Source organism: Brevibacillus choshinensis (assembly GCF_016811915.1).
In the GTDB taxonomy this organism is placed as follows: Bacteria; Bacillota; Bacilli; order Brevibacillales; family Brevibacillaceae; genus Brevibacillus; species Brevibacillus choshinensis_A.
Map to the genome: position 1 here is coordinate 4364696 of NZ_CP069127.1, position 18240 is coordinate 4382935.

Here is an 18240-nt window from a genome sequence, read left to right on the forward strand (position 1 = left end):
TGAGAGAAATAACTGGGCTGAGGATTGCGAATCCTGCTATGCCTGACAAACATCCAATGCAAATGAGATCTATCCTTTTGCGCTAAGTGCCAACAAGTGTTTTAGGTTATCATCAATAAATTGATTATCGGCACTATTGATTCCGCGACCGGCAAAATGGCCCCAGATCGACTGGATTGGGTTAAAGGCAGCATTAGGTATAAGCTTAGCTTCGTATTCATTATCGTCCGCTGTGCAGAAGAGATCCGTGCTCCCCGGCATGATGCAGGCAAGAGCTCTAATGCTCTTAAGCGCATTATCGAAATCTCCGTTATAGGAGGGGTTTGCACTAATATCTGCATGTTGTCCTGTCCATAGCATGGCCAGGACATTATGCGGATCCATCTTCATAAAGCTATCTTCCCAGACGCCAGCCACAAAATCCTCCAAGGAGTCAAATCCCAGCTCACGATAAAGCTCCTCTCTATAAAACGCATGTGATAATCCCCATCCCGCATAGACCCGGCCAACGGCGCGCATGTCTGCAGAAGTCAACTGGTCTAGTTTACTTGAATCGAAGCCAACTGCAGCCAGCAGCGAAGCTTTCATACCGTCCAAGACCACAAATGTATGGGGCCAAGTCTTGGCAATTCCCGCGAAAGGTGCAATTCGTTCCACCATCTCTGGATAACTTGCACCCCATTGAAATGCCTGAATGCCTCCCATGGACCACCCAACTACGAGAGCAATCTTTTGAATGCTGAATTTTTCGGTCACTAGCCGATGCTGTAATCTAACATTGTCATAGATGGTTACCTGTGGAAAATGAGCCCGATCGAATGGAGGAGGCGTGTTACTGGGAGACGAAGATAATCCGTTGCCCAGCAGATTTGGAACGATAATAAAATATTTTTCAGGATCCAGTGCCATCCCGCTGCCAATCAGCCATTCATTCTGAACATGCTGGTCACCAAAAGCAGTTGGATAGACGATGACATTATCTTTTTGTTCATTTAATTTTCCATAAGTCTTATAAGCAAGAAAAGCGCTTGGTAACGTCACTCCTGATTGCAAGGTCACATCACCCAAATTATAAATCTCATAATCCATCGTATGGTCGCTCCCTTCACTATGAAACCACACGTTCAGTGTGTGATTTCTTGTGCTTAGTATAGAGCTGTGATACTCTCAATAAAAGTGAATTGAATTCACAATAGCATTCAATAAAATTGAAAGTATAAGGGGGATCGTATGATGGAGTTGCGCCAACTGAATACGTTCCGCACGGTTGCATCAACATTAAATTTCACTCGGGCTGCGGAAGTGCTGAACTACGTCCCCTCCAACGTCACAATGCAAATGAAAGCATTGGAGGATGAGCTTGGTGTTCGTCTCTTTGATCGTTTGGGCAAGCAGCTCGTTCTCACAACTGCGGGTAAACGCTTTTTAACTCATATCCAAGGCGTTCTTGACAAATTGGACGAAGCTCGCAGCGACGTTCATGACAATGAAAATCTAAGCGGCACCCTAACGATAAGTGCCAATGAGGTTATTTGCGCCTATCGACTTCCAGCTGTCTTTCGACGGTTTCGTTCGCAGCATCCGGGAGTTCGTCTGATCTTCCGCTCCGTTCCAAATCAAGAGCTCAAGCAAACACTCTTTGAGGGAACCGCGGATGTCGTCTATATGTTGGACGAACCTATTCGCTCGAGCGGACTTGCCGTGGAACCGTTGCGGGAAGAAACTTTCCGCTTGTTCGCTGCTACAGACCACCCGCTCGCAAAACTAACTGTGCTACAGCTGGAGGATTTTCACGGAGAAGTGTTCCTGACGAATGAAAAGGGTTGTCCCTATCGTACTATGTTTGACCGGTCATTTGAGAAAGAGGGCATTGATAGCATTACGTATTTAGAGTTTCAAAGTGCCGAAGCCATTAAGCAATGTGCAATCTCGGGAATCGGTATTGCCTTTCTTCCTGAAATTGTAGCGGAAGCCGAAGTTGAACGCGGAGAACTTGTTGCCCTTCCATGGCAAATTCCGGACTTGCACGTATATACACAAATGTTGTGGCATAAAGACAAGTGGCTTTCACCAATCATGTTATCTTTCATAGAAGCAGCAAGGGAAGTTCTTGCTTTACAGGAGTAGAATAAAACCGTTTAGCCTATGCTGTCTTAACTTTAGAGTGAGTCTAGTACTTATTTTTCGGGGTATGACTGATTTGTACTTTGAAGAACCGCGCTGGATCAGCGAATCCGGTCTCTTACTTTATTTTCCGGAGACACCAACATGTCTCGCAGCCCTTCTCTAGTTTTTGGTTTGGCGAGTTTAAGGGCGAACCCCTGACCTGGCAAGGATTGCCCTCCTCCCTGCAGCTGATTGGGGATCATAAAGCTTGTTTTCCCCCTATTCAGTCAGCAGAACCAAAAATCGTACTCTTTTTCAACATTGCTATCTTGGAAACTCGATGTCTCCCCTATTTACTATCATCACATGTTCCAAATCCACTTCACTATTTGAATACCCAGTCCCATTTACAGAGCTCTCTGGAAAGGTTTCTTTATTCATCTGATCATATGGAATCCAACCAAAAAACAAATCCTGTTCGGGGAGTTTTGCTGATTCTGCTTTTCTGTATGCATTCATGATTGCTACCCAATCGTGAGACAGTTGCATCCATCCATAAGATTTCTCTTGAAGCGAGACTCTCTTCTCCATTTGTACTCTTGGCTCGTAATGCTCTACCCCTTTTGTGATACGATATCCTCTGTCTCTAATCATATAAAAATGAATAGAACTCAATTGATCTTTCGGATGAATATTCCACACGAAATAGAACGATGAAGGATCGTTTTTATGAATCTTCCATAGCCTGGGTTCCCCCTTTGTATCAATCGACGCAACCTTCCACTTATGATTTTTCCATACCCAATAGCTAAGACCGTAGTCACCTCTCTTGGAAATAAAGGGCACTAATACGTTGCGCTCGCCAACAGGAATCGTTTCTTGAATGACACTTGCGGTCGCTTCTGGAAAGTTGCGATTCATCTCTTCAACCAATTGTTCATTTGTTGGAAAAGAAGTAGGCTTTGAAAAATAGAACCAGTATAAAATGATTGATGGCAATATCATAAAAAAACCAAGAGACCATAGCTTTTTCTTCGTCATTTTTATTCTCCCCCCTCTAATAGCGAATCTTTGGAGCGAAAATAAAGCTGCATTTTCGGTGCTGATAATAAAATGCCTTTACCATCTTCTTCCACATAAATCAATGTATGGAGACCACTACCCCATTTTGACGAAGTTCCAATGAGTTGATAGGGAAACCGTTCGTTTCTTTTATTGGATTCCGTATTCATAATGGTCTCTTCGTACCACCGATTACTATAAATTGGCTCCTGTCTTAATGTATCGAGTTGATTTAGAAGGCTATCTTTGTTTAGTGATCGGTCTTTAGCTGATGGGTGAATTTTTATAATGGCAGCATTCGTAACTTTCGAGATATGGACTGATGGTTCGTCTTTGGGGTATATCGCATGATGGACTGGTATTGTTAGTAAAGTGGATGCAAAGAAAATAAAATTCGCCCCAAAGCCTAACCAAGCAAAAGATCGATAAGTCTGCCACCTTTCAGCTCGATCTTTACGTTTACGAACAAAATACAAGATCCATACACCAAGAGGTAAAATTGGCAGCTTAACTATCACATCAAACATATTCCAATTAATTGAAAGGGAAATAAGACCGGCAAGTATGATTACTGGAATTTTCCATACTTTCGGTTTTACCATTTGTTTTTGATAAATTTTATTGGCAAAAAAAACAATAACAATCCACCCTAAGGTTTCAGTTACTGTATCTATCGCATTAAAATCAACATGAATTTCCACCCCAATCCTCCTTTTTCCCTCTGTAATCATTTGAAATTAGTCCGCCGATTACAGCCCAGCTTATCGAACAATCGAATCCGGTTTGAAGAGATTCGATCTCCGTTTTTCTTTATTTTACCATTAATGCCATTTATTTTTATCCATATTACAGAAATTGTCCATTACACAATTCGTCCCGTTAGCGCAACAAAGCTGCCGATCATCGCGGCAGCTTTGTGTGGAGTGTTTTTTGCGTTATCGAACCCGTCAGCCTAACGCCGCTTTCTCGGTCTAAGCTGTTTAGCAAAGCATCAAAGTTTGGGACTACTCCTTCTGTTAGTGAATGAGGACCCTATTAAATGCTAGGGTAAATGCGTTCGGGAAAAGCATAAGCGTAATCACAAGGAAATAAAGCAGACTAGTGGCTTGAAGCCCCTTCAAAAAAATTGTACGTAAACTACTTGGACGATGTTTCGAATCATCTTCAGCCGTATTAAAATAAATGACTCATACTGATGACGATGGACATCAGGCAAAGTACGATAGCCGGTATTGCCTTTGGAAAAGGATCCTTAGCAACAACGAGAAGAATAAAAGCTGCGACAAACATCGTAGCCGCTAGTAGAAGTCCTGCGATAACAGCCGAAATCGGAAACCAAATGCCTACAAGTAAACCGATTGCACACGTTATCTCAATAAAGCCCGTCAAAAAGTTGAAAATGGACGGCATGCCGAAGCGCTCAAACTCATTTGCCATCTTACCGGAAATAATTTTACTCCCCGTAAATATAAAAAATACGCCGACAATAACTTGCAAAATGATCATCACCATGATATTTCCCCATTTCTTTGTGTTCACTACTTTTATATGCTATAGCATGTATTCTGCAAAAAAATTAACGCTCTTCGAGAGTCGATTCCTCTGTGATCACCAAAAAGTGAAGTGAAGCCTTGAGCTTTTGAATGAAATCATCATCCGGTATTTCAAATTGCTGAAAAACGGAGAAACCTTCGTCCTTACGGGTGCTCATTTCATCCATATTTGGTTGGATGGACTTTCCTTCTTCATGATATGGCTGTTCGTTTTTTAGCATAGCCGCGCACTTCTTTCTTCTATCTATTTGAGCTCAGTCATCCCGAACACTCGCATACAGTTTTTCAAGTATAGCTTTTAATTGCTCAATTTCACCCTCGCTCAAGTATCTCGTCACGTGATTGTGTGCTTCGATAACAATTGGCAGAAGTTTTGATTTCAACGTAATTCCTTTGTCGCTCAGAAATAAGTTATGGGATCGTTTATCCGCATCATTTACAATCCGTTTGACGAACCCCTTTTTCTCAAGCGAGTGGATCATCCGAACAACCGTACTCTGATCCCGATCGATAGCTTCCGCAAGCTCTTTTTGCGTTGTTGCCCTTTCTCCATCTAGAACACTAATAATACTCCATTGCTCTGGTGTCATTTCAAATGGCTTTAATTGCTTTGTAAAATAATTGGTCATCTTAACATCCGTACGATGAATCAGAAAACCCGTTATATTATATAGTTCCATAGTTTGCTCCCATTCATTTTAGCCCGCTGACTAGCTGCTACATTTTCCCATAAAATCTCATGTTTTTCTATATCATACATGACTTTGATTTCTTTCAAACTATATGCTATAGCATATAAATTATCTAATAACATAATGATTGTCAAGTTGGCCTATTTTCCGTCTTGCGTGAAATGGCGTGAAATGGCTTGAATTGGCTTACCTAGAATGATCTCCATAACAGGATCAACGAATAATTTGCCGATGGTCCATTACGCTGTCCTGCCCGTTACTTCAACGGAAAAACGACAGCCGATCCTCTCGCGGCTGTCGTCTTTTTTTGAACAAAATCTGCTTTTTACTACCTAAACCCGTGTAAGCTTATCCGGGTTTCCCATGATAAAGATTCCGGCAAGCTTTCCGTGTCGGCGTACTATTTAAGCATACTGACGGTATCCTCTATCAGCTTCTTGATTCTCCCAGGAAACCTCCCTGTCAGGACCATATCGAGTCCCCATGTGCGTATCCAGAACACCCCTTTTCGCCCAGGGCTATTGTGAAAGCATCCATCCTCGATTTGAGTGAATGATGAATGGGAGCCGGACGCCCCTGCAAATCTGCCATCACGATTTTCCCCAGTCGAACCCCTGCTCCCCAGCTTCAAAGCATGTCATCTGAGTTTCTCTGCCGTCTCTCGGATCGACGATTCTCGTACAGTCGCCAATGCTGTAAACGTTCGGCGTCCCTTGGACACGATAACATTCATCCACCCGTACCTTCCCATCAGGAGTAAGCGGCAAGCCCATGCCCCGAAGGTCCGGATTGGGTATCAAACCCAACGTCCATATGCATAGGCCAACCGGCAGGCAATCACCGTTGCTGAGCGTCACAGCTCCTTCCTTCTCTTGCAGCGCCTTACGATTGTGAAGCACTGCCACTCCACATTCGATGAGCTGCTGATCCAACTTCCGTCTAAATTTCTCCGACACTTCCGGGAGCAGTCGTTCTTGTGCATTCAGCAAATAGACGGAGGCATCGGCCGGATTCAGACCTTGCGTCGCTGCTTCCTTCCTCATGGCGAGGGCTAGCTCGGCAGACGTCTCAATGCCGCTGATGCCTGCTCCTGCAACCGCGATGGTCATCAGTCTTTTGCGTTCCTTAGGATTGGTCTCGTCGACAGCCTTCCGCAGGTTGGCACGCCAGTGTTCCCGGATGTCTACAGCGGCTTGCGGGTCCGTCAAAGCGATGCCGCCTTGATCGGGGTCCGGTCTCCGAGCAATGCTGCCGACCGCCACGACTAGAAGGTCATAATGAATTCGGACATCATTTCCTTGAACATCCGTATATCGAAGCCGCTGCTCCCCGCCATCCACGGACGCAACCGTCCCTTGTATGAATTCGAAATCTTTTAGGGCCAAATGATTCCAGGGAATCATAATCTCTTCCTCGACCGCCGTCGGACGGAACATTCTCAATTTACGCAAATGACCGGGCTGCTTGTCGATCAGAACAAACCGAATCTGCCGTCCGTTCGCTATGCCCCGAGTCTTTTCCTTTATTGCTTTGAGTGCTCGCAGCCCTGCATAGCCGCCTCCTATGATGACGCATGTCAAATCGTTCATCGCTCCTCAGCTCCTTTTACGTTTGCAAATATAACGATGTAAGGCACTGATTTGTGACTTCGGAAACGCTGTTCTTTCGTGTCATTTTGTTGAGTAAATCTGCCCGTAAGCATAGAAAAGGCAGCCCGTCTTTAAGGCTGCCGAATTGCTCAATATAAGAAAGGGGCGTGCCACGGTGAGATACCCGCTACCTGGCCAGCCAACCACGGACGAATGCCGAAGCTTCTATCGGTATCGGAGCGCGATGATGAATGAAGCCAATGCCGCTAGGGAAGCGACCGTCCTCACGTGGTTCCATGCCGTCCAATTAACGATGTAATGCTTCCATAGATCGGCTCCTGCGGCACTGTTTGGATCTACGCTGGCAAGAGAGTCATTCAGCGGCACGTTAAACGCGATCGTCACCAGAAAGCCGACGAGATAAAATAGGCTGCCAGCAAGCACATAGATCGTGCCAGTCTCGCCCCATCTGAAGAACGACTGGATAGCCAGGGCGATACACGCCAGTGCCGTTCCGAAAAACACCAGGGCAAACAATGGATTGAGCACTGCGACGTTGATAGACTGCATGGCGGCAATGCCTTGCACCGATGGGATGCGGGAGAGGGCCGTCATCACGAATGACGAAAAGGCGAAGAACAGTCCCGCAATCAATCCAGCGCCTAGTGCAGAGAGAAAGGTCAACCCAAAGAGCAATTGGCCAGTCATTTTGCCCCTCCCCATATGCCGGTTCCTGCAGCTTCTCGCGCGTAGTCGGCAAAATCACGAGGCTCCCGGCCCAAGGCTCGCTGGACGCCGTCTGTCAGGTGGGAGTTGCGACCGTCCAAGACTTTGGTGAACAAGTCTGTCATCAGTGCCAAGACCTCGGCCGGTACTCCCTCTTGCGCCAGCATGGACGTGAACTGCTCTGCGGTGATTTGTACATAGCGAACATCCCTGCCGCTTGCCTTTGCGATTTCCTCGGTCACTTGCGCAAAAGTGAGCGCGCGAGGACCCGTCAGCTCATAAAGTTGGCCGACATGTCCGACCTCTGTCAGCGCCGCGACCGCGCAATCCGCGATGTCCCAAGCGTCGACGAACGGCTCCGGCACGTCCGCGGCCGGCAGAGCGACCGTACCGCTGAGCACCGGTCCGAGTAGGAAGTTTTCGCTGAAATTTTGACAGAACCAGCTCGCCCGCAAGATCGTCCAGTCCGCGCCCGAATCCCGCAGTGATTGCTCGCTGAGCTGAGCCTCTTCTTCGCCTCTGCCAGACAACAGCACCAGGCGCCGCACTCCGCTTTCCACTGCCAGCCTGGAGAAAGAACCGATCGCGTCAGCGGCCCCTGGCACCGCCAGATCAGGGTAATACGTAATATACACTGCCCCAACGTCCCGCAGCGAAGATTCCCAAGTGGCCGGGTTCTCCCAATCGAAGGCCGGTTCACCAAAACGAGAGCCAATCCGAATTGGCAGCCCGCGAGACGTGAGCCGCTCCGCCACACGGCGACCGGTCTTCCCTGTGCCACCAAGAATCAAGATTGGCTTCATTTCGTGAGTGCTTTCCCTCATGCCATTATCCTTGTTCATGTGAATCCTCCTTGTGAGGTTTATAGACAAGGCGTATGCCTCGGTCCACTGTAGGAACGATCGATCTTTCAAGGTCATTTTGGTAAATGATGTAAACATTTGCTTGCGCAAACAAATTTACGATCAAAAAAACAGCAGCGTACGAATCATTCTTTATGCTCTAATTGATCACTTACTTTATATAACTGAAAGGTTAAGTCATCCCCTTCTTTATCGCCCAAAACGGCTGAATATCGGCTGCGAAGGTTATTCCAACACTGGTTGATCACATCTTCCAAAGCTTTGCCTTTATCCGTTGAATAGATGAGCGACAAACGTCCCTCCACGCGGCTGTATAGCAACCCTTTTCCGACAAGCTTCTCGATAAGACGGGTCACCGTAGAAGGTTGGAGATGGAGAATTTCGCCTAACTCTTTCTGTGAGATCCCTTCCTTTTCATACACGGCCATCAGTAAAAAAGCATGGGTTGGCGACAAACCGCTTACGGCAAACTCATCATCAGCCATTTTCGTGATAACCCGACTGAGCCGGTTTGCAGTGAAGTATAGGCATTCTTTTAAATAAATCTCGAGCATTTTGGCTGCCTCATTTCTGAATGGAACCAGCGAAATGTTGTTTGCGCAAACAAATGTAATACATTTCCAGCACAATGTAAAGTCTAAAATTCACGTCGACGTCCTCACCCATTTTGCAGCATTTCCATATCTGTCATATTCACCCTAAGGCAGAAAATCATATCCTATCTGGAAAGTCGGACACTCTAGCCGTCCTGTTCAGACACATATGCTTGAAACTGCTCAAAGTAAAGGAGTTGAGAAATTGACACGATCAGCGAAAAAAGCCTTCTACAGCTCTATCAAAATCGATGTCCTGATCCCGGCTATTGAGAAAGACCTCGGCACTCTTCCCTATGTCATTGACAGTATCCGTAAGCAAGTGAAGCATCCCATCGGTAGGATCATGGTTGTATCGCCGCCAAGCAAGCGAATCCAGGCCCTTTGCCGGCGTAAAAACTGCACCTTCATCAACGAAAAACGCGTCCTGCCCATTACGAAAGAAGACATTCACTACCAAACCAAACGCACCAATCGTTCTGGCTGGCTGCTCCAACAATTGTTGAAGCTGGCAGGAGGAAATTTGACCAGGAAAAGGTATTATCTGGTGATTGATGCCGACACCATCCTCATCCGCCCTCATGTCTTTCTCGTCAACGGGAAAACCGTTTTTTACTGCCGTAACTGGAGTCGTCCCGAGTATTTTCGCACGTATAGGAAATTACTGGGAACCAAGCCAACCGCCTCGCGCTCTTTCGTTGCCCATTATATGCTATTCGACAAATGGAAGCTCTCCCGGCTGAAGCGTACCATTGAGGCCAGGCAAAAGACTAGGTGGTACTGGGCGATTATCAAGAAAACCAATAAGCAGAGTTATGCTGGCTTCTCTGAGTTCGAAACGTACGGTAACTTCGTGAAAGCTCACTACCCTGGTCATCTGGTTATAAGAAGTTCCCTTAACAAAAGCTTCTCTTCCAATCCGGCAGCCCTTACTAGGAAAGGAATTTTCAGACTGGCCCAGAAATATAGGTCCCTCTCCTTTCATAAACGCAGCTGGTATATCCGGAAGAAGGGCGTGAGAAAATGAAGAGCTGCCGGATCATCGGTTCTGCCAAATAGTAAACGAGGCTGCCGGATCTCATCCAGCAGCCTCAGATGTTTGGTGAAAAATCTATTTTTAACCCAGCTCTGATTACATGGCCTGCATCCACATTTGAAACAGGCCTTCCGATACCCCCAGGTTGTACATATAGTAGCATCCAAATGCGATACTGATAAGGCCCGTGATCCGAGTCAAGGCGGCATTCAGGCTGATATTCTTCGCACTGAGCACAAAGGGTATTCCAATGATCGTAGTGCAAATCAGCATGCCAACGATGGTGCCTGCACCGAATACCAGAATGTACAGCAGCCCTTCCCACTCGGTCTGCACGGTAGACATCGTCAAGAGTACCATGGCTGCACTTCCCGCCAAGCCGTGAACCATGCCGATGATGGCCGACTTGGCAAAAGAAGCCCTGTTGCCCTCATGCGTGCCACGATAGCCTATTGCATGCAAGTGGTGGTGCACGTTTCCATCATGCTCATGACGGCGCAAATGAATGCTCCGCTTTCGGAATGAAAGAATGCTGGTCAACCCCAGGTAGACGAGCATGATCCCCACGATGAACTCCAAAGACATGGCCCAGGTTTCCGGAATGGCGCCCTTCATCCAAATCAGCAGCATCCCCACCAAGAGCAAAGTCAAGGTATGCCCGCTCCCCCAGAAAATGCCGGCCAATGAAGCCTTGCCGAGCTTCTTCGTGTGACTCGCAATCGTGGATACAGCGATTACATGGTCTGGTTCCATCGCATGCTTGATCCCCACGATGAAGCCTATGGATAATACGGTCAGAAAGCTCGCTTCCATGGAATCCCTACCTTCCCTACGTTTCTGTTCTTGTACTCTCGCAGTCCTCCTACTCCTATTCGGATCGATTGCATGATTTCCTCCTTTTTCTCGCTGCAGTCCAGACATCAAAAGACGAACCGGCTGCCGCTCGAGAGTTGATCAGACATAAAAAAAGAAACTGCCATTTTAGGCAGCTTCTCGATCGATCACTTTTCCCTTTGCTTGTAGCCCGTCAAAAAGGAAAGCATCACATGCACAGCTGTTTTGACTGTCATTTCTCCCCTGTCTTTAAAGGGATCGAGGCAAACCAGGTCCATCGCTTTCACCTTGTGACACAAGCCTGCGGCATGGACCGCCTCAAATAGCTCATCGGTGTTCATCCCTCCCGGTGTCGAAGCCGGCACTCCAGGAGCGTAGCTGATATCGAGGACATCCATGTCTACCGTCAAATAAATGGTGTCCACTCGCTCACTGAGCGATACCAGCGCCTCGCTGACCGTTTGGACGACTCCGTGTTTGCGGGCTTCACGCAGCGTCGTGTATCGGACTTTGGTTTCATCTGCATACGCTTTGAGCGAGCGGGCGTTAAAAAAGCCATGCAGGCCAATGTTATGGACGTCCTCGCCCTTGACTGTTCCGCTCTCAATCAAATTGCGGATGGGTGTTCCGTTGGATGGGCCATTATCCGCCAAATCGCGCAGATCAAAATGCGTGTCGAGCTGCAAAATCCCGATGCGCTCTCTCGGATGCGCATCCTGGTAGCCTTTGATCAGCATTGCGGTAATCGAATGATCCCCGCCAAGCATCACCGGCAGTACGTGCGGATGATGGCTGCGCATGGCATGCATGGCTTCCCGAATGTTGCGGTGACACTGGGCAATATCGGTGACGTGCTGGCGGACATCCCCCAAATCCACTACCCGCATATCTTTCAGATCTACATCGTGATCCAGATTGTAGGTCGTGAAGTACTTCCATGCCCGTCTCATGGCATCCGGATTTTCACTTGCGGCGGAGGCGGAGATGGACGAGCGGGACAGGGGAATGCCCAAGATGGCCGCGTCCACATCCGACCAATCCGTCTGATCTGCATGGGCTGCATCGAGAGTCTGGACCCATTCACTTACTTTGGGCTCCGCCGCCGCGGCGCTTCTGTCCCAGGCAAAGCTGGGCGGCTTCAAGAGGGGGTACGGGTAGCTCCTCACACCAAAGCCCCTCCCGCCACGACGACCTTACCGTTTTTGATCACCGTATGCACGTGGTTGACGCCGTAGCGATACTGCAAGGTCATGAAATCCGGCACGTCAAAGATCGTAACGTCTGCGCGCTTCCCGGCTTCGATACTGCCGATTTCGTGCGCTCGTCTGATGGCGTGAGCGGCATTGATTGTGGCTGCCGTCAGCACCTCCGCAGGCGTCATTCCCATTTTGAGACATCCGAGATTCATGATGAGAGGCATCGACACGGTGGGAGAAGATCCCGGATTGCAATCCGTGGAAATCGCTACGGGTACTCCCGCATCGATCATCTTCCGCCCATTCGCAGATTCCGCCATCAGGAAAAAAGCAGTTCCCGGAAGCAGAACAGCGATGACTCCCGCCTCAGCCATGCGCTGGATGCCGCGATCCGAAGCGCGCAGCAAATGATCGGCAGACACCGCTCCGATCGCTGCCGCCAATTCAGCCCCCTCATAGGGCTCGATCTCATCCGCATGAATCTTCGGCAAAAGCCCGTGAAGAGCTCCCGCCTCTAAAATACGGCGGGATTGCTCCGGTGTAAAAACACCCCGCTCGCAAAAAACATCATTAAATTCCGCGAGCTTGCGACGGGCGACCTCCGGAATCATCTCCGAAATGACCAGGTCGACGAAGGCATCCGGATGTTCCTTATACTCTCTCGGAACAGCATGCGCTCCCATAAACGTGCTGACCAGGTCAACCGGGTGCTCCGCGTCCAAACGCTTCGCCACTTCCAGCTGTTTGATCTCGTCTTCCAGCGTCAGACCATATCCGCTTTTCGCCTCGACGGTCGTCACTCCGTGCAGGAGAAACAGATCGAGCCGCTTTTTGCTCTGGTCAAACAGCTGTTCATGGGAAGCATTGCGCGTCGCAGCCGTCGTAGCATGGATCCCGCCGCCGTTGTTCATGATTTCCATATAGGTGGCGCCGTTCAGACGCATGTTGAATTCGTTTTGACGCGTGCCCGCATGCACCAGATGCGTGTGAGGATCGATCAGCCCTGGCGTTACCAGCCGACCAGAAGCATCAATGATCTCGGCTTCTCCCGCGCGATCGCGGTAAACTTCCTCCAGCTCGGAATCGGCACCGACGCGCTCGATCCGACCGTTTTCCAGCCATACGCTCCCGTCTTCGATGATGGACAGCTCATTCATGCCCTCGCCCGTGACCGGGGAGAGTGAACCGCCAGCCAGCGTGGCAAGCTGGCTGGCATGACGGATCCATACAGGTCTTGTCATGACGATCACTCCTCCAACATCGGGATGTGTACACCTTTTTCTTTTGCTGTCCGAATCGCGAGGTCGTATCCGGCATCCGCATGACGGACGATGCCCATGCCAGGATCCGTAGTCAGGACACGCTCCAGTCGTTTCGCCGCTTCCGGCGTCCCATCCGCCACAATCACCATTCCCGCATGCAGCGAATAGCCCATTCCGACCCCGCCGCCGTGGTGCACCGATACCCAGCTCGCTCCTCCGACTGCGTTCACCATTGCATTGAGGATCGGCCAGTCCGCTACCGCATCGCTGCCGTCCTTCATCGCTTCGGTCTCGCGGTTCGGCGATGCAACTGAACCGGAATCCAGATGGTCGCGTCCGATGACGATCGGTGCGCTCAGCTCGCCGCGGGCGACCATGTCGTTGATGATCTGCCCGAATCGCGCACGCTCCCCGTAGCCCAGCCAGCAAATGCGGGACGGCAAGCCCTGGAACTGAATGCGCTCCTGTGCCATGCGAATCCAGTTGCACAGATGCGTGTTATAGGAAAACTCGCGGAGGATGACCTCGTCTGTCTTGTAGATGTCTTCCGGATCACCCGATAGCGCTACCCAGCGGAAAGGACCTTTCCCTTCGCAAAATTGCGGGCGGATGTAAGCCGGCACAAAGCCTGGGAAGCGGAAGGCATCCTCTACCCCTTCGTTTTTCGCCACTTGCCGGATGTTGTTGCCGTAATCGAACGTGACAGCGCCTTTTTCCTGCATGGCCAGCATGGCGCGTACATGCTCGGCGATGCTTGCTTTCGAGCGTTTTTCATACTCTTTCGGATCACTCCCCCGCAGCTCAGCCGCTTCCTGCAGACTCATGCCGATCGGAATATAGCCGTTCAACGGATCGTGGGAAGACGTCTGATCCGTCAAAACGTCCGGGATAAAGCCTCCAGCCAGCATCGCGTTCAGCACTTCAGGCGCATTGCCCAACAGGCCGATCGAGATTCCCTTCTTCTCCCCTTTTGCCTCCTGCGCCAATCGGATCGCTTCATCCAGACTGTCCGTCATCACGTCGAGATACTTGGTGTCCAGACGTCGTTGGATGCGTGTCGGATCGACCTCGATGTTGATGCTCACACCACCGTTCAACGAAACGGCCAGCGGTTGTGCACCACCCATTCCCCCCAGGCCCGCGGTGACCGTGATCGTGCCTGCCAGCGTTCCCTCGAAATGCTGGCGTGCCAGCTCCGCGAAGGTCTCGTACGTTCCTTGCACAATGCCTTGGCTTCCGATGTAGATCCAGCTGCCTGCGGTCATCTGCCCGTACATCATGAGCCCTCTTTTGTCCAGCTCATGGAAATGCTCCCATGTCGCCCAAGCCGGTACGAGATTGGAGTTCGCGAGCAGCACACGAGGGGCATCCGTATGGCTTTTGAATACCGCAACCGGTTTGCCGGATTGGATCAGCAGCGTTTCGTCGCTCTCCAAATTTTCCAATGTTTTGACAATAGAATCGAAGCAATCCCAATTGCGAGCCGCCTTCCCGATTCCTCCGTATACGACCAAATCCTCGGTACGCTCTGCCACATCCGGATTGAGATTGTTCAGAAGCATGCGCAATGCCGCTTCCTGCACCCACCCTTTGGCATGCAGCTTCGTGCCGGAGTAGTCTTGAATCAGCTGTTGAATGGTTTGTGTTTGCGTCATGGTCATCTTGTCCACCTGCTTCCTAGAGAATCTTGCTTACCCTCAGTATAAAAAAGGGAAAAAGCGCAAAAAAGGCACCTCCCTTTCGAAATGGTGCCGTTTTTTTCGATCAAAAAGGATGAGCAGGCAACCTTCGCCCAGAAAAATCACTCTTTTCTTTCGATTTCTATATTTTCTTTTGATTTCGCAACAAACGAGGGGTTGTCCCCGTTTTTTCCTTAAAAATTTTGCTGAAGTAATTGGCGTTCACAAATCCCGTCCGTGCCGCCACTTCCTGCACGGACAAGGACGTCTCCAGCAAAAGGCGCTGCGCTTCCTTCATCCGCAATTGGTTCAGCAGCTGCCGAAAGGATATGCCCTGCTTCTGACTCAATAGCGTGCTGAAGTAAGCAGGGCTCCGATCCACATGACGCGCAACATCCTCCAGTCGCAAATCGGGATCCGTATAGCGTCCCTCGATGTAGCGGATCGCCAGCTCGATCAGATCGACTCTGGCCTCTTCCTTTTGGTGATGAACCGAGTCCACCAAAGAGTAAATAAACAGCAGCAGCTCCTGCACAATCCGGTACAGGATCGGGGAGTAGAGGATCGTCTCGAATACGCGATGGTAGCCTTCCTCTACCTTCCCGTGATCCAGGCCATGCGCCTTCATGTAGCGTCGCACCTGCGCCAGAATGCTGGTCAAGCGGATGCGCAGGAGGCCCGGCTCCGGATAAGGCTCTTCCTTGAAAAAGAACTGCCGGTACATCCATTGCTTCAGCTCTTCTTTGTTGCCATCGTGCAGCATGTCGATCCAGGCACGCTGTTCAGCGGGAGTTAAAAACGGATCGATCATCGTCCAGGCGATGCGGCTTTTGATGACGGAGACTTGGCGATAGCCTTTGAAAAACCGGATGTGCAGGGCTTGGCTGGCATCGATGTACGTCTTGTTCAGATCCTCCGTCTTCTCATCGGAGTGGTACATGACCAGCGAAAGGGGATCATCAAAAGCGGCTTCCCAGTCCCGCAGCAGCCTTTTTCCTACCTGATGCAGATTCGGCAGAGGATCGACCTCGTCCAGGGAAAAAATGCCGACGATCGCATCACTCAAAGGCAGCAAGGTCGGACGCTCGCGAAACGGATACGCCTCCAAAAATCGCAAAAGCTCAGGGTGTCTATGGGGATCCTCCAGTTGGGCCAGCATCAGCGGATAAGGCCGGGACGTCTTTTGCCCCGGTGTGAACAGCTCCTGATAGGTCGCTTGATCCACTCCTACCGCCTTCCCTAGCGCTGTAAGTCGGAGCCCGCTTCCCTCTTTTCTTTCTTGACAGTACCTGGTCAGCACACGTCTGATCTGCTCTGGGGTTTGCGGTTTCAGCCACAGATCCCGCGCATTCAGCTCAATTCCTTGCATGGCACGTTCAAAAGTGGCTTCCGCCGTCATGACCAAGACGAGCGGCCGATACTGCTCGACCAACAGCTTGAGCGTGTCCCATTGCCCTCGTCCGATCATGTCCAATTCCAGACAGATCACATCAGGCGTATGAGTCTCCATGCAAGCAACGACCTCTGCCATCGTCGCAGCCGAATAGACCTGATCGTACGGGATGGCGCAGCTCGTGATCAACCAGCCGATTCCGATTCGCTCATTTTCATCACGATCTGCAATCAAGATGCTCGGCATGCTTGCACCCTCCTTTCCATTGGCAGAAGATTTCGACGCCGCAATCCAAAGACAAAGGTTGCCCACCTGCGGACAACCTTTGCTCCTTACGATGCGAATGGATTTTCAATCATCGTTCCCATGATGTGGTCAACCGGGATGAAACCAATCTCCCGGGAGTCCGTGCTGTGGTTCCGGTTATCCCCCATCACAAAGATGTGATTCGCCGGGACGGTAATCTTGCCATCCGAAACGTAATCCATGGTTTCTTTAATGTATGGCTCGTCTAACGCTGTTCCATTCCGATACACCTTGTTATCTTTAAATTCCAGTACATCCCCCGGTTTGCCAATGACACGCTTGACGTACATGGAGTGATCCTCTCCTGTACCGATCAGCAAACCGACCAACGGATGATTCGTTACATCATCGACCCAAGAGCGGTTTCTGTCCACGCGGCTGTCAATCACGACAATGTCGCCGTAATTCGGCAAATAGCTGAACGTATGGGATAGTTTACTCACATATATGCGCTGTTGATCTTGCAATGTCGGATCCATGGAATGGCCATCCACCTTGTACGGCTGGAACACAAAGATTCCGAGTACCAAAGCGAAGATGACAGCAAATCCAATGGAACGGATCCATCCTACGATCTCTCTTATTTTCATGCGTCTATCCTCCCTCCAGTTTGAAAAATCGCATTGCTAGAGACATGATACCACAAATCGAGCGCCAATCCAAAAAGGCAGGCTATGCCCGTATCTGATTGCAGCAGAAAGAGCAGGCAGCATATTGCCTGCCCGCTCATTTTTGATTGGCGATCATCAATTGTTTACCGGCACTTCCACCGTTGCGGTGCCGCCGCGAGTGGAGCGGATGGTGACTGTCGCACTGCCAGTCCCCGAGCTCGAGGTTGAATCCGGTCTGTTTCTCGACTGCCTTCTGCAGCATCGGGCCAGCGGGTGCATTTTGATTCCAGAACTTGGGATTCCAGCCTCCCACCTCTACCTTGCCGAGCTGCGGATGCTCGATCGCCTTCCAGTTTTGGAATAGCTTGCCCACCGTGCCGATGCACCTGCGACCCCCATCGACGAGCAAAAGTGAAGAATCCATGTTCCCGGAGGATCTGAAGTATTACCATCACTTCGACAAGAGGGGGCAGGAGCTGAGCGGCTATCCATGGGCGGGAGATGTGTACCATACCTATGCAACGCGAAACGGCGGAACGGAGGGAACCCCGCTCTTTGGCCATCCGCCCGACTGGGGATATTTCCAATACGGCACCATCTGGTACGGCGACGAGCTGTGGGGAAAACAGGAGTACGTCGAGGACTACAATGGCGACGGCAAAAAGGATGAGCTTGACCAGCTCTGGATGAACGATCATTTGCAGGGAGCACGGGATCGGCGGGCTGGATCTTGATCCTC

At 49.9% G+C, this 18240-nt stretch carries 20 protein-coding genes; 3 read left to right on the forward strand and 17 right to left on the reverse strand.

Annotation, left to right across the window (positions count from 1 at the left end; translation table 11 throughout):
• Window positions 1-69 precede the first annotated feature (69 nt).
• Window positions 70-1089, reverse strand: coding sequence for an alpha/beta fold hydrolase (locus JNE38_RS21995; protein WP_203353267.1), 1020 nt, complete (start codon window positions 1087-1089; stop codon window positions 70-72).
• Between the two features lie 144 nt (window positions 1090-1233).
• Between JNE38_RS21995 and JNE38_RS22000 the strand changes: the two genes are divergently transcribed.
• Complete coding sequence (locus tag JNE38_RS22000; RefSeq protein ID WP_203357682.1) at window positions 1234-2127, forward strand: LysR family transcriptional regulator; 894 nt, start codon at window positions 1234-1236, stop codon at window positions 2125-2127.
• A 303-nt stretch (window positions 2128-2430) separates the two neighbouring features.
• On the opposite strand, the gene JNE38_RS22005 is transcribed toward JNE38_RS22000, so the two are convergent.
• The 9 genes from JNE38_RS22005 to JNE38_RS22045 form a co-directional block, all read right to left on the reverse strand.
• The gene (locus JNE38_RS22005) at window positions 2431-3147 is read right to left on the reverse strand and encodes a hypothetical protein (protein ID WP_203353268.1); all 717 of its coding nucleotides are present in this window, start codon (window positions 3145-3147) and stop codon (window positions 2431-2433) included.
• Window positions 3148-3149: 2 nt separating this feature from the next.
• Window positions 3150-3869: a hypothetical protein gene (locus JNE38_RS22010; protein ID WP_238933413.1), complete on the reverse strand. Its 720-nt coding sequence runs from the start codon at window positions 3867-3869 to the stop codon at window positions 3150-3152.
• 472 nt (window positions 3870-4341) lie between these two features.
• Window positions 4342-4680: a DoxX family protein gene (locus tag JNE38_RS22015; protein WP_203353269.1), complete on the reverse strand. Its 339-nt coding sequence runs from the start codon at window positions 4678-4680 to the stop codon at window positions 4342-4344.
• A 64-nt stretch (window positions 4681-4744) separates the two neighbouring features.
• Window positions 4745-4942, reverse strand: coding sequence for a hypothetical protein (locus tag JNE38_RS22020; RefSeq protein ID WP_203353270.1), 198 nt, complete (start codon window positions 4940-4942; stop codon window positions 4745-4747).
• Window positions 4943-4975: 33 nt separating this feature from the next.
• Window positions 4976-5401, reverse strand: a complete 426-nt coding sequence (locus JNE38_RS22025) for a MarR family winged helix-turn-helix transcriptional regulator (protein ID WP_203353271.1) — start codon at window positions 5399-5401, stop codon at window positions 4976-4978.
• Between the two features lie 602 nt (window positions 5402-6003).
• On the reverse strand, window positions 6004-7002 hold the full coding sequence (locus tag JNE38_RS22030) for an NAD(P)/FAD-dependent oxidoreductase (RefSeq protein WP_238933414.1): 999 nt from the start codon (window positions 7000-7002) through the stop codon (window positions 6004-6006).
• Between the two features lie 225 nt (window positions 7003-7227).
• Window positions 7228-7710, reverse strand: coding sequence for an anthrone oxygenase family protein (locus tag JNE38_RS22035; protein WP_203353272.1), 483 nt, complete (start codon window positions 7708-7710; stop codon window positions 7228-7230).
• Window positions 7707-8570 (reverse strand): NmrA family NAD(P)-binding protein, encoded by an 864-nt coding sequence (locus JNE38_RS22040; RefSeq protein WP_238933415.1) that lies wholly within the window; start codon window positions 8568-8570, stop codon window positions 7707-7709. The genes JNE38_RS22035 and JNE38_RS22040 overlap by 4 nt, the downstream gene beginning before the upstream one ends.
• 146 nt (window positions 8571-8716) lie before the next feature.
• Complete coding sequence (locus tag JNE38_RS22045; RefSeq protein ID WP_203353273.1) at window positions 8717-9145, reverse strand: MarR family winged helix-turn-helix transcriptional regulator; 429 nt, start codon at window positions 9143-9145, stop codon at window positions 8717-8719.
• 244 nt (window positions 9146-9389) lie between these two features.
• Here JNE38_RS22045 and JNE38_RS22050 point away from each other — a divergent pair, with 244 nt between their 5' ends.
• Complete coding sequence (locus tag JNE38_RS22050) at window positions 9390-10211, forward strand: DUF6492 family protein (RefSeq protein ID WP_203353274.1); 822 nt, start codon at window positions 9390-9392, stop codon at window positions 10209-10211.
• Window positions 10212-10316: 105 nt separating this feature from the next.
• Here JNE38_RS22050 and JNE38_RS22055 read toward each other — a convergent pair whose 3' ends face one another.
• The 7 genes from JNE38_RS22055 to JNE38_RS22085 all read right to left on the reverse strand — a co-directional run bounded on the left by JNE38_RS22055 (window position 10317) and on the right by JNE38_RS22085 (window position 17874).
• Window positions 10317-11033 (reverse strand): urease accessory protein UreH domain-containing protein, encoded by a 717-nt coding sequence (locus JNE38_RS22055; RefSeq protein WP_203353275.1) that lies wholly within the window; start codon window positions 11031-11033, stop codon window positions 10317-10319.
• A gap of 188 nt (window positions 11034-11221) precedes the next feature.
• The gene (locus tag JNE38_RS22060) at window positions 11222-12220 is read right to left on the reverse strand and encodes an agmatinase family protein (RefSeq protein WP_203353276.1); all 999 of its coding nucleotides are present in this window, start codon (window positions 12218-12220) and stop codon (window positions 11222-11224) included.
• A complete protein-coding gene (gene hutI, locus JNE38_RS22065; RefSeq protein ID WP_203353277.1) occupies window positions 12217-13491 on the reverse strand; it encodes an imidazolonepropionase in 1275 nt (424 codons plus the stop codon). Before hutI ends, JNE38_RS22060 begins: the two co-directional genes overlap by 4 nt.
• A gap of 5 nt (window positions 13492-13496) precedes the next feature.
• Window positions 13497-15167 carry a urocanate hydratase gene (gene hutU / locus JNE38_RS22070; protein ID WP_203353278.1) on the reverse strand — a complete coding sequence of 557 codons (1671 nt, stop codon included), beginning with the start codon at window positions 15165-15167 and terminating at the stop codon, window positions 13497-13499.
• Window positions 15168-15333: 166 nt separating this feature from the next.
• On the reverse strand, window positions 15334-16830 hold the full coding sequence (locus JNE38_RS22075) for a response regulator transcription factor (protein ID WP_203353279.1): 1497 nt from the start codon (window positions 16828-16830) through the stop codon (window positions 15334-15336).
• Window positions 16831-16916: 86 nt separating this feature from the next.
• Complete coding sequence (gene lepB, locus JNE38_RS22080) at window positions 16917-17474, reverse strand: signal peptidase I (protein ID WP_203357685.1); 558 nt, start codon at window positions 17472-17474, stop codon at window positions 16917-16919.
• Window positions 17475-17616: 142 nt separating this feature from the next.
• Entirely contained in the window at window positions 17617-17874 is a 258-nt protein-coding gene (locus JNE38_RS22085) for a hypothetical protein (protein ID WP_203353280.1), read from the reverse strand.
• 49 nt (window positions 17875-17923) lie between these two features.
• On the opposite strand from JNE38_RS22085, the gene JNE38_RS22090 reads away from it, so the two are divergent.
• Window positions 17924-18235: a M14 family metallopeptidase gene (locus JNE38_RS22090; protein WP_203353281.1), complete on the forward strand. Its 312-nt coding sequence runs from the start codon at window positions 17924-17926 to the stop codon at window positions 18233-18235.
• Window positions 18236-18240: the final 5 nt, after the last annotated feature.

Excerpts from the sequence above, each read along its gene's own strand:
- JNE38_RS21995 (WP_203353267.1), bottom strand. The coding sequence starts at position 1,089 with ATGGATTATGAGATTTATAATTTGGGTGATGTGACCTTGCAATCAGGA.
- JNE38_RS22000 (WP_203357682.1), top strand. The coding sequence starts at position 1,234 with ATGGAGTTGCGCCAACTGAATACGTTCCGCACGGTTGCATCAACATTA.
- JNE38_RS22005 (WP_203353268.1), bottom strand. The coding sequence starts at position 3,147 with ATGACGAAGAAAAAGCTATGGTCTCTTGGTTTTTTTATGATATTGCCA.
- JNE38_RS22015 (WP_203353269.1), bottom strand. The coding sequence starts at position 4,680 with ATGGTGATGATCATTTTGCAAGTTATTGTCGGCGTATTTTTTATATTT.
- JNE38_RS22020 (WP_203353270.1), bottom strand. The coding sequence starts at position 4,942 with ATGCTAAAAAACGAACAGCCATATCATGAAGAAGGAAAGTCCATCCAA.
- JNE38_RS22025 (WP_203353271.1), bottom strand. The coding sequence starts at position 5,401 with ATGGAACTATATAATATAACGGGTTTTCTGATTCATCGTACGGATGTT.
- JNE38_RS22030 (WP_238933414.1), bottom strand. The coding sequence starts at position 7,002 with ATGAACGATTTGACATGCGTCATCATAGGAGGCGGCTATGCAGGGCTG.
- JNE38_RS22035 (WP_203353272.1), bottom strand. The coding sequence starts at position 7,710 with ATGACTGGCCAATTGCTCTTTGGGTTGACCTTTCTCTCTGCACTAGGC.
- JNE38_RS22040 (WP_238933415.1), bottom strand. The coding sequence starts at position 8,570 with ATGAACAAGGATAATGGCATGAGGGAAAGCACTCACGAAATGAAGCCA.
- JNE38_RS22045 (WP_203353273.1), bottom strand. The coding sequence starts at position 9,145 with ATGCTCGAGATTTATTTAAAAGAATGCCTATACTTCACTGCAAACCGG.
- JNE38_RS22055 (WP_203353275.1), bottom strand. The coding sequence starts at position 11,033 with ATGGAAGCGAGCTTTCTGACCGTATTATCCATAGGCTTCATCGTGGGG.
- hutI (WP_203353277.1), bottom strand. The coding sequence starts at position 13,491 with ATGACAAGACCTGTATGGATCCGTCATGCCAGCCAGCTTGCCACGCTG.
- hutU (WP_203353278.1), bottom strand. The coding sequence starts at position 15,167 with ATGACGCAAACACAAACCATTCAACAGCTGATTCAAGACTACTCCGGC.
- JNE38_RS22075 (WP_203353279.1), bottom strand. The coding sequence starts at position 16,830 with ATGCCGAGCATCTTGATTGCAGATCGTGATGAAAATGAGCGAATCGGA.
- JNE38_RS22090 (WP_203353281.1), top strand. The coding sequence starts at position 17,924 with ATGTTCCCGGAGGATCTGAAGTATTACCATCACTTCGACAAGAGGGGG.